Source organism: Gemmatimonadota bacterium, assembly GCA_041390125.1.
Lineage (GTDB): Bacteria > Gemmatimonadota > Gemmatimonadetes > Longimicrobiales > Gaopeijiaceae > JAGQIF01.
In genome coordinates this window covers 93,261-101,548 of sequence record JAWKQN010000017.1, presented here as the reverse complement: position 1 = coordinate 101,548, position 8,288 = coordinate 93,261, and the positions used below count along the sequence as shown (strand labels likewise).

The following is an 8,288-nucleotide window of genomic DNA, read 5'->3' as shown; positions in this document are numbered from 1 at the left end:
CGAATACTGGTCCAAACACCGCGAGTTCGTGGCCGGCCGCATTGCGCGCGGGATCGCCGCACCCGCCGAGGATCCGGACGTCCTGTTCACGGTCCCGGATCTGAACTCGAACCGGCGCATGGAGCGGATCGCCGACCGGATGTCCTCTCGCGGCCATCCAGACCGCGTCATCGAGAAGGTGATCGGAGCGAACTGGTTGCGGCTGTGTGGGGAGGTGTGGAAGGGCTAGGCGCCGGCCGAAGAGGTGCGGGTCAGCGTGGGAAGGGTGTCGATGAGCGGCCCTTTCTAGAATCGAGTCGATCGTATCGAACCTGTATCCAGCTCCCCTGGCGGCCCCCACCTATCATGGCCATCAGCATCAAGGACCCGGAAACCGACCGCCTCGCGCGCGAGCTTGCCCATCGCACGGGCGAGTCGCTCACGGAAGCGATCCGGCGCGCCCTGGAGGAGCGGCTGCGGCGGGTGAGCCGCTACGCCCAGCCTGCGTTGCGGGACGAGTTGCGCATGGTCCGGGAGCGGGTGGCCGAGCTTCCCGTGCGGGACACGCGCTCGGCGGACGAGATCCTTCGCTATGACACCAGCGGCCTCCCGGACTGAGATGGTGCTGGACACGTCCGTCGTCACCTGCATGCTGCTGGGGGAGCCGGAGGCGGCCCGCATGGAAGCGGCCGTCGAAACCGACCCCGTCCGCCTGATCTCGGCGGCGACGGTGGTGGAAGCTTCCACCGTCCTCGAGACCCCATTGGGGGAAGCGGGCGTGTGGGCGTTCGATCACTGGCTGAACGTGATGGCGGCCGTGACCGTGGACGTGACCGCCGAGCATGCCGAACTGGCCCGACGTGCGTATCGGCGCTTCGGCAAAGGTCGAGACGTGGCCGGGCTGAACTACGGCGACTGCTTCGCCTACGCCGCGAGCGTGGCCAGCGGCGAACCGCTGCTCTTCAAGGGTGGGGATTTCACCCGCACGGACGTGGCGGGAGTGGCCTACTGAACGACGCCGGGTCCCGCCCTACAACCCGTCGAAGAACGCCTCCATCCGTCGGCGCTGTGCCTCATCGGGCAGCGCGCCCAATCCGGCGCCCATGTTGTCCGTCAGGTGTTCAGGGTCGGACGTGGCGGGGATGACCACGGTGATCGCGGGATGGGCCAGGACGTACTTGAGGAAGAACTGGCCCCAGCTCGCGCAGTCGAACTCGGCGGCCCATTCCGGCACGGAGCGGCCGCGCACGGCGCGGAACACGTTGCCGGCGTTGAAGGGCTCGTTCACGATCACCGCCAGGCCGCGGTCCTGGGCCAACGGCAGCAGCCGCTCGGCCGCCTGTCGCTCGCCCAGCGAGTAGTTGAGCTGCACGAAGTCCATCGGCTCCCGGCGGAGCACCGCTTCGGTGGCGTCGTGCTGCGGGATCCGGGACGTGGTGACCCCGATGTAGCGCACCCGTCCCGCCTCCTTGGCCTCGCGCAGGTAGGGCAGGTGCTCCTCCACGTTGCGGAGGTTGTGCACCTGGTTCAGATCGATGACCTCGCGGTCCCACACCTCCCGTGAGCCACGCTCCTGTGCGGCGGCCGACTGTCGACCCCCGCCGGTCGAGATCTTTGTCGCCAGGAACAGCTCGCGGTGGATGCCGAGCTCGCGCGCGAGCATCCCGGACACGTCCTCCGCTCCCCCGTAGGTCGGCGCCGTGTCGAAGACCCGTCCGCCCTGCGCATGGAAGAGCCGCAGCACCTCGCGCAACGCATCCACCTCCGGGCTTCCCGGACGCACGCTGAACGTCCGCGCGCTGCCGAGGCCCACCACCGGCAGCTCCTCCCCGCTGGAGGGGATGGCGCGGGTGCGCTGTGCGGCGGCCTGGAGTGCGAACGTCCGGGACCCCTGCGCCGCGTCCAGACGGAAGGGATCCAGGTAGAGCGCGGCGGCCGCGGCGCTGGTCGTACGCAGCCACTGTCGGCGGTCGAAGCCCATGTGCGATCTCCGGCAGCAGGACGATCCCGCGCACCGGATCGGCGCCAGCGGGTCAGGGATGCGGAGCGGCCTCGAGGGGGGTCGTGGCGCCCGGGTGCGGCGCGACGCAGGGCGCGCGCACACCTGGGTGTCCATACGAGCGAACGTCCGGGCCGTTCCCTACGCCGCGTGCAGCGGGTTGATCCAGGAAAGCCCCGGAAACCGCGCGAAGTCCCCGTCGGTGCTGCAGAGCGTCAGCCCGTACTCGATGGCCAGCGCCGCGAGATGGGCGTCCGGGACCAGATTGGCGCGCCCGGCCGTGTGCGGGATGAGCTCCGCCAGGATGCCGGCATGGCGCTCGGTCGGATCGGGCGTGTAGACCACGGGGCTGCGGCGCCACGCCTCCACCTGCTCCCATGCCTGAGCGGTGGAGAGCGGCCGGCTGAAGACGCGCGGGTTCGAGACCAGGCGCGCGAACGCCAGCAGCGAACTCCAGGGAAGGCCCACGGCCAGGGGGCCGTTCAGCCGTTCGTCCAACCAGGTGCGGGCGGGCTCGTGCTCGGCCATCCCGGCCACCTTGGCGTAGACGAGCAGGTTCGCGTCGACGAGGATCACGACCGGAAGCGCTCCCCCTCCGCCAGCGCCAACGCCTCGGCGATGTCGTCGAGGGACCCGATGAGACACGGTCCCAGGTCCACCGGGTCGGTGGAAACCGGTGCGTTCCGCTCGGGAGCACGGGCTCGGGCCGCCACGCCCATCCGGATCAGCGTGTTGACCGCCTGCTTGAAGGAGCTGCCGTCCTCCTGCTGGACCCGTTCGAGGGCCTGCACGACGTCGGGGTCCAGCGTCAGGGTGGTCCTCATGCATCACAGCATCAGACAATGATGCCTTGATGTCAAACCCTGCTCGAGCCCGCGGGAATACCCCTCCCCTACCGGCCTCCCAGCCCGTGGTGGATGGTGGCCACGAAGGACTCCTCGGCCGCCTGGTCCTGACCCCACTGCTGCGCCTGGGCGCGCAGGGGCCGGGCGGCCTGGATCTGCTCCAGCGTCATCCCGCGCTCCATCATGGCCGCCACGGAATCACGCATGGTCTTGAGCGCGTCCCGGTAGCGCTGCAGGTCCTCGCGGGTGGAGAGCGCACCGTGGCCGGGGATGACCTGCGTGTTGGCGTCCATCACCGCCAACGCCCGACCCGCCGCCGCGATCACGCCGTCGATCGAGCCGCCGCTCGCGGTGTCGATGAACGGGAAGCGGTCGCGGAAGAACGTGTCGCCCATGTGCACCACGTTCGCGCGCACGAAGTGCACGATGGCGTCCCCGTCCGTATGGGCGTTGTCGACGTGGAAGGCGTGCAGCTCATCCCCATTGATGTGGAAGCTCACGTCGTCCGTGAACGTCACCACCGGCAGCGCCCCCTCCGGGGACGCGGGGGTGGTGCTCACCGGCCGCCCGATCCGCTCCAGCACCTGCTCCACGCTCATGCGCTGCCGCACGTTCTCGTGCGCCACGATCAGCGCGCCCGCCTCACCCATGTTCTCGTTGCCTCCCGTGTGGTCCCCGTGCCAGTGCGTGTTGAACACGAAGCGCACCGGCTCCGACGTCACCTCGGAGATGGCCCTGAGGATCTTCTCCGTGAGCGGGGCGAACTGGTCGTCGATCACGAAGGCGCCGTCCGGTCCCACCGACAGGCCGATGTTGCCGCCCTGACCCATCAGCATGTAGACGCCGTCGGCCACCCGCGTCGTGGTGATCTGCACGGCGTCCATGTCCTGGGCGGCGGCGGGCGTCGCGACGGCGGTGACCATCAGCGCGGCGAGAACGACGCCTCGCCCGCGACTCGCAAGAGCGGAGGAGGTGGCCCACCACCCGGAAGGGGAGACAGCGGAGCGGACCCGAACAGGGGGGCCGACGTGCCGACGGACGATGGAGTGGGGCATCGGAACTCCTGGGCTGGCTCGGGACAGGGGCATGACCTGGGGGGTCGGCGCTGCACCCAGCGCCGACCCCCGCAACATGCCCGCCCCGACCTGATCCGGAAAGCGCTGGCCCCCGGTCCGGCGTGGGGCCGCGCCCTCTACGGCAGCCGTACCAGGTCCACCCGCCGGTTCTGCTGCTTGCCCTCCGGGGTGGTGTTGTCCGCCACCGGCTGCGACTCGCCATAGCCGTGGGCTTCGAGCCGGCTGCCGTCGATCCCGTAGCGCTCCATCAGGAACTCCTTCACCGCCTGCGCCCGCCGCTCGGACAGATCCAGGTTGTGGGCCTCATCCCCGTCCGCGTCCGTATGCCCCTCTACGGCGAGCCGCAGGTCGGGATGGTCGGCCAGCATGGTGCCGATCTCCTCCAGGGTCGGTGTGGATTCCGGACGGATCTGGTCGCTGTCCACCGCGAAGAGGATCCCCTGGGTCGAGACCCGGCCCTCCGCCTCGAGGCGCGAGTACAGGTCCAGCCCACCCGCCGCGATCCGGATCGGCCCGATCAGGGTGGGCCGCCCTTCGCTGGCGGACGAGGTGTGGATATAGAGCGCGTCACTGCGGGGAAAGACCGCGTTGGGCACGTTGGCCACGCGCTTCTCGCCCACGTAGACCTTCATGTAGTCGCCGTCCGCCATCACCCGGAACGGCGCCGTGCCCTCCTCGGAGAACCGATGGTCGTGCCGGGTCCGCGCCTCGGGCCCCGTCTTCGCGACCGGCAGGAGCCCGGCATCGTTCAGCATCAAGGAGACGGCCGACCCCTCGAACGTGCGGTCGGGACCATGATACGCGGGCGCGGTGGTGATACGGATGTAGCCGTTCCCGTGCTCCAGGCTCGCGTCGAATTCCATGGTGAAGCGGTCGGGCAACGTCTCCGGCAACGGAATCTTGACCGAGCCCCCCGACGTCCCGCGCAGGTAGCGCCGCTCGCCCGACTCGACCACGTCCCAGTTGCCCATGATCAGCTCGAAGCGGCGCGGGAAATCCCCCACGCGGTCGTGCTGGAAGTCGTCGTAGAAGACGATCCGGTCCCCGGGCACGAAGTCGTAGTTGGCCCACAACCCCTCACCTGGCGCCTCCAGGGCCGGCGAGCGCTTCGCAGCCTCCTCGCGGTCGGTGATCGGCACGCCGTCGTCGTCCGTGATGATCTCTCCGTCCGCGTCGACGTAGATGACCTCCTTGCCGTCCGCTTCGGCCTGGCTGGTGCAGCGTGGATCGTCCACTGCGCAGCGGATCGCGTCACTCACCAGGCGATCGACGATGGCGCTCGTCTCCCGCTCCGCGGCTCGCTTGGCGGCGTCGCGGAGACGACGGAGCTGCGCGTCGGCGGGCTGGGGAAGCGCCAAGAACAGCGTGCACAGGAGAAGTCCGAGGATCGTCGGGGTGGTTCGCATCGCCCTGCTCCCGTGGAACGGATGAGAAAGGATCTGGACGGCGGACCTGGACGACCCGCTCACTTCCACCAACGCAGTCCGGGCGCCGACGCCGCCAGGGATGGAGATCGGGGAGCGCCACGCGCGTGCCAGGCCCAACGGCCGGGAGCTCCGCACGGGGTGCGCGCCGGACGGCTGCTCGGCCCCCGGATTCCGGTCAGGGGGGTGGTGGAGGCCGCAGGAACACCAATCGGGCGATTCGGGTGCCCAGGCCCTGGATGTCCGTCGCGCCTCCCGCGAAGGTGTTCTCCTGGTTGCTCAGGACCGCGACGACCAGGCGTTGTTGCGCCGTGGGACCGCGCCACAACCCCAGCCACGAGCGGGCGCCCAGGGCATATCCGCCATGCATGGCCACGGGCCTCCCCGCGTTCGCGGTCCCGAGCACCCAGGCCAGTCCCACCGGAGGCGCCACCCGCCGCCGCGGTCGGGACCAGGTGCGTGTGTTGTCGGTGTGCGAGGTCCAGAGCCGAGCGGTGTCGGCGATCTGCCCCATCAAGGTCAGCTCTCCGAAGCGCGCCAGATCACGCGCGTCCGCCTGCAGCCCACCCCCGAGGATCTTCCAGCTGTCGTCGGTGCGACGCGGGATCGTCAGCCCAACGGGTTGACCCTGCACCGTGGTGGTGTCGTACGAGTAGAGCTGCGCCTGGTTGAACCACGGCACACCGAACACGGGCCCCACGTCGGAGGAACGGTCCAGGCTCCAGAGCCCGAACGGTTCGACGATCTCGTCCCGCAGGAGCTGGACGATGTCCTTGCCCGTGACCTTCTCCAGCGCGGCACCCACGAACGTGAAGCCGTGCGTCGAGTAGTGATAGTGGCTGCCGGGGATGCAGCCTGTCATGATGGAGTCCGTGGCGCTGTACTGCGCGATCACCGAATCGCGCAACATGTAGAACCGCTCCGGCGGCTCCGGGCCCTGCGGGTAGTGCCACACGCACCCCGTCTTGGACAGCAACTGCTCCAGCGTGTGCGTGTGCGACGCGTTGGGCACCGAGACGTAGTCGCTGGTGCGGCGCGTCAGGTCGATCAGGCCGCGACTCTCCAGCCGTACGGCGAGCGTGGCCGCGATGGCCTTGGCCACGGAGGCCGTGGGATACAGGGTACCGGAGTGCGCATCCTTCTGCGCCGCGCGGTCCGCCTGGCCCGCTCCACCACGGTAGAGGACCTCCCCATCCCGCATCACCACCACCGAGACGCCGGGCACGGGATTGGTGGTGACGTAGGTGGTCAGCACCGTGTCGATGGCCATCCGGAACGGCATGTCGTAGCGGTCGTCGTTCTCCGCCCACACGCCCGCATACCGCGGTCCCGCCGCCGTCGTGTAGGACTCGTAGTCCACGAGCCGCATGCCCTGGTCCTCGTAGCGGCGGTGGTCGTTCAGGAATCCGTTCAGGTCCCTGCCGAACTCCACCGCCCACCCGCGCGCCGGATCCTTGGCCTCCCACACCGCCGCATAGCGCTGGCCTCCGGACGTCTCATACGACTCCACGTCGATGACCTGGAAGCCCGCGGCCGACTGCGTCTGGATCCGTTGTCGGAACGCGGTGGAATCCATGCCCCGGACCTCCGACCAGTTGGAGGCATCGCAGCTCCGGTACCAGATGGCCGAATGCAGGAGTCCGTTCGGTGTGGACCGCACCTCGAGGTCCACCAGCCGGTGCGAGCCGGGAACGGAGCTGCGCAGCACGTTCGCGAGCTCGGCCGAGGTGACCTCCACGTCCACGCGCCAGTCGACGCCCTGCAGGTTCGTCTCCCAGATGCCGGCATAGCGGACGCCCGCGGGCGTATCGTACGCCTCGACGTCCGTCGGTCGCAGGCCGGCGGAGCGCGCGGCCTGCATCCGCTGGTCCAGCTCCGCGCGCGTCAGGAGGAGGTGATGCTGCGTCTGGATGCGGCGCGAGCGTGCCTCGTGGATGAACGCGAAGCCGTCCGGGAAGCCGGGCAACAGCGAATGCTCCAGGTCCACGGGGGCCAACGCGGGCCCGCTGGGAAGCCCGCTCATCATGGCCTCCTGCACGCCCAGCACCTCGGCGAGCGAGTCGTTCCGGACGGGGACCGTAAGCCCCCACTGCCAACGCACGTCTTCGGCGTCGAGCGGTGTGGAGGTGGCCACGCACGCGCCACTCGCTGGCGGCGGGGTGAAGGTCGTGGGTGGGGTGACTCCCGGCGGACCGGCCGGCGGCTGCAGACCCGATCCGGGCGCGTTCGGATTGGCGGGCGGACCGGCGGGGGCCGTGCGCGCGGCCGCGACGGCGGTCGGACGCACCCAGATGGCGCCGTTCGACACCATGGGGGAGGCGCTGTCGATCCGCAGGCTGTCCGTGCCCAGGAGCGTGACCGTGGCAGGATGGTAGCGACCGTCCGAGCCCAGCACGTCGAGCGCGCCCTGTGCGCGGATGCCCTGCCACAGTCGACGTCCCACGCGGAAGCTGCGCGGAGCGGCCGCCGGGAGATAGCGGATGGACGCCTCGCTCCCGGTGGCCTGCACCCGCATGCCGTCCTCCGGATCGCCAGGGGGCGCGATCCGCACCCAGTCGCCCAGCACGGACGGTCCGGCGCGCGTCCACGTCTGGTCGTAGCCGGCTCCCGACGCCTGCACGTGCAGGCGCAGCGTGTCCGATCCCTGCCACGTGAACGCACCCGGGTAGTAGCTGCCGTCGCTGCCGCGCACGGCGACTTCGCCGCTCGGCTGGATGGCCCGCCACAGGATCTGCCCCACCTGCCAGTAGCGCGTGGACGAGCTCGGCACGACCGTGAGCGTGGCGTCGCCGTCCACGTGGATCCGCATCTGGTCGTTGCGGTTGTTGTTGCTGACGACGCGCACCCAATCCCCACGGAGCGAGGTGCCCTGCACGGTCTGGGCGATCAGGGCAGGAGGCACACCGGCCTGGAGCGCCAGCACGGACAGGAGGCGGAGGGTCTTGAAGGTCATGGCGCGGCTCAC

9 protein-coding genes are annotated in these 8,288 nt (G+C 70.0%); 3 read left to right on the top strand and 6 right to left on the bottom strand.

Translation table 11 applies throughout. The annotated features are described in order from the left end of the window. From R3E98_17835 to R3E98_17825, 3 genes are all read left to right on the top strand, one after another. Positions 1 to 229: hypothetical protein (locus R3E98_17835; GenBank protein MEZ4425264.1), on the top strand; the 229-nt coding region annotated here is incomplete at its 5' end. A gap of 116 nt (positions 230 to 345) precedes the next feature. Further along, on the top strand, positions 346 to 597 hold the full coding sequence (locus R3E98_17830; protein MEZ4425263.1) for a type II toxin-antitoxin system VapB family antitoxin: 252 nt from the start codon (positions 346 to 348) through the stop codon (positions 595 to 597). Position 598: 1 nt separating this feature from the next. Continuing rightward, positions 599 to 991, top strand: a complete 393-nt coding sequence (locus R3E98_17825) for a type II toxin-antitoxin system VapC family toxin (GenBank protein ID MEZ4425262.1) — start codon at positions 599 to 601, stop codon at positions 989 to 991. 18 nt (positions 992 to 1,009) lie between these two features. On the opposite strand, the gene R3E98_17820 is transcribed toward R3E98_17825, so the two are convergent. The 6 genes from R3E98_17820 to R3E98_17795 form a co-directional block, all read right to left on the bottom strand. After that, positions 1,010 to 1,960: an aldo/keto reductase gene (locus R3E98_17820; protein ID MEZ4425261.1), complete on the bottom strand. Its 951-nt coding sequence runs from the start codon at positions 1,958 to 1,960 to the stop codon at positions 1,010 to 1,012. A 159-nt stretch (positions 1,961 to 2,119) separates the two neighbouring features. After that, positions 2,120 to 2,554, bottom strand: coding sequence for a type II toxin-antitoxin system VapC family toxin (locus R3E98_17815; protein MEZ4425260.1), 435 nt, complete (start codon positions 2,552 to 2,554; stop codon positions 2,120 to 2,122). After that, entirely contained in the window at positions 2,551 to 2,802 is a 252-nt protein-coding gene (locus R3E98_17810) for an antitoxin (GenBank protein ID MEZ4425259.1), read from the bottom strand. Before R3E98_17810 ends, R3E98_17815 begins: the two co-directional genes overlap by 4 nt. Positions 2,803 to 2,870: 68 nt before the next feature. Next, entirely contained in the window at positions 2,871 to 3,746 is an 876-nt protein-coding gene (locus R3E98_17805; protein MEZ4425258.1) for an MBL fold metallo-hydrolase, read from the bottom strand. 269 nt (positions 3,747 to 4,015) lie between these two features. Next, positions 4,016 to 5,305 (bottom strand): OmpA family protein, encoded by a 1,290-nt coding sequence (locus R3E98_17800; protein ID MEZ4425257.1) that lies wholly within the window; start codon positions 5,303 to 5,305, stop codon positions 4,016 to 4,018. Positions 5,306 to 5,501: 196 nt separating this feature from the next. Further along, a complete protein-coding gene (locus R3E98_17795) occupies positions 5,502 to 8,276 on the bottom strand; it encodes a serine hydrolase (protein MEZ4425256.1) in 2,775 nt (924 codons plus the stop codon). Between the last annotated feature and the right edge of the window lie 12 nt (positions 8,277 to 8,288).

Bases quoted from the DNA above. Each gene is read 5' to 3' on its own strand.
- R3E98_17830 (MEZ4425263.1), top strand. From the start codon at position 346: ATGGCCATCAGCATCAAGGACCCGGAAACCGACCGCCTCGCGCGCGAG.
- R3E98_17825 (MEZ4425262.1), top strand. From the start codon at position 599: ATGGTGCTGGACACGTCCGTCGTCACCTGCATGCTGCTGGGGGAGCCG.
- R3E98_17820 (MEZ4425261.1), bottom strand. From the start codon at position 1,960: ATGGGCTTCGACCGCCGACAGTGGCTGCGTACGACCAGCGCCGCGGCC.
- R3E98_17810 (MEZ4425259.1), bottom strand. From the start codon at position 2,802: ATGAGGACCACCCTGACGCTGGACCCCGACGTCGTGCAGGCCCTCGAA.
- R3E98_17805 (MEZ4425258.1), bottom strand. From the start codon at position 3,746: ATGGTCACCGCCGTCGCGACGCCCGCCGCCGCCCAGGACATGGACGCC.
- R3E98_17800 (MEZ4425257.1), bottom strand. From the start codon at position 5,305: ATGCGAACCACCCCGACGATCCTCGGACTTCTCCTGTGCACGCTGTTC.
- R3E98_17795 (MEZ4425256.1), bottom strand. From the start codon at position 8,276: ATGACCTTCAAGACCCTCCGCCTCCTGTCCGTGCTGGCGCTCCAGGCC.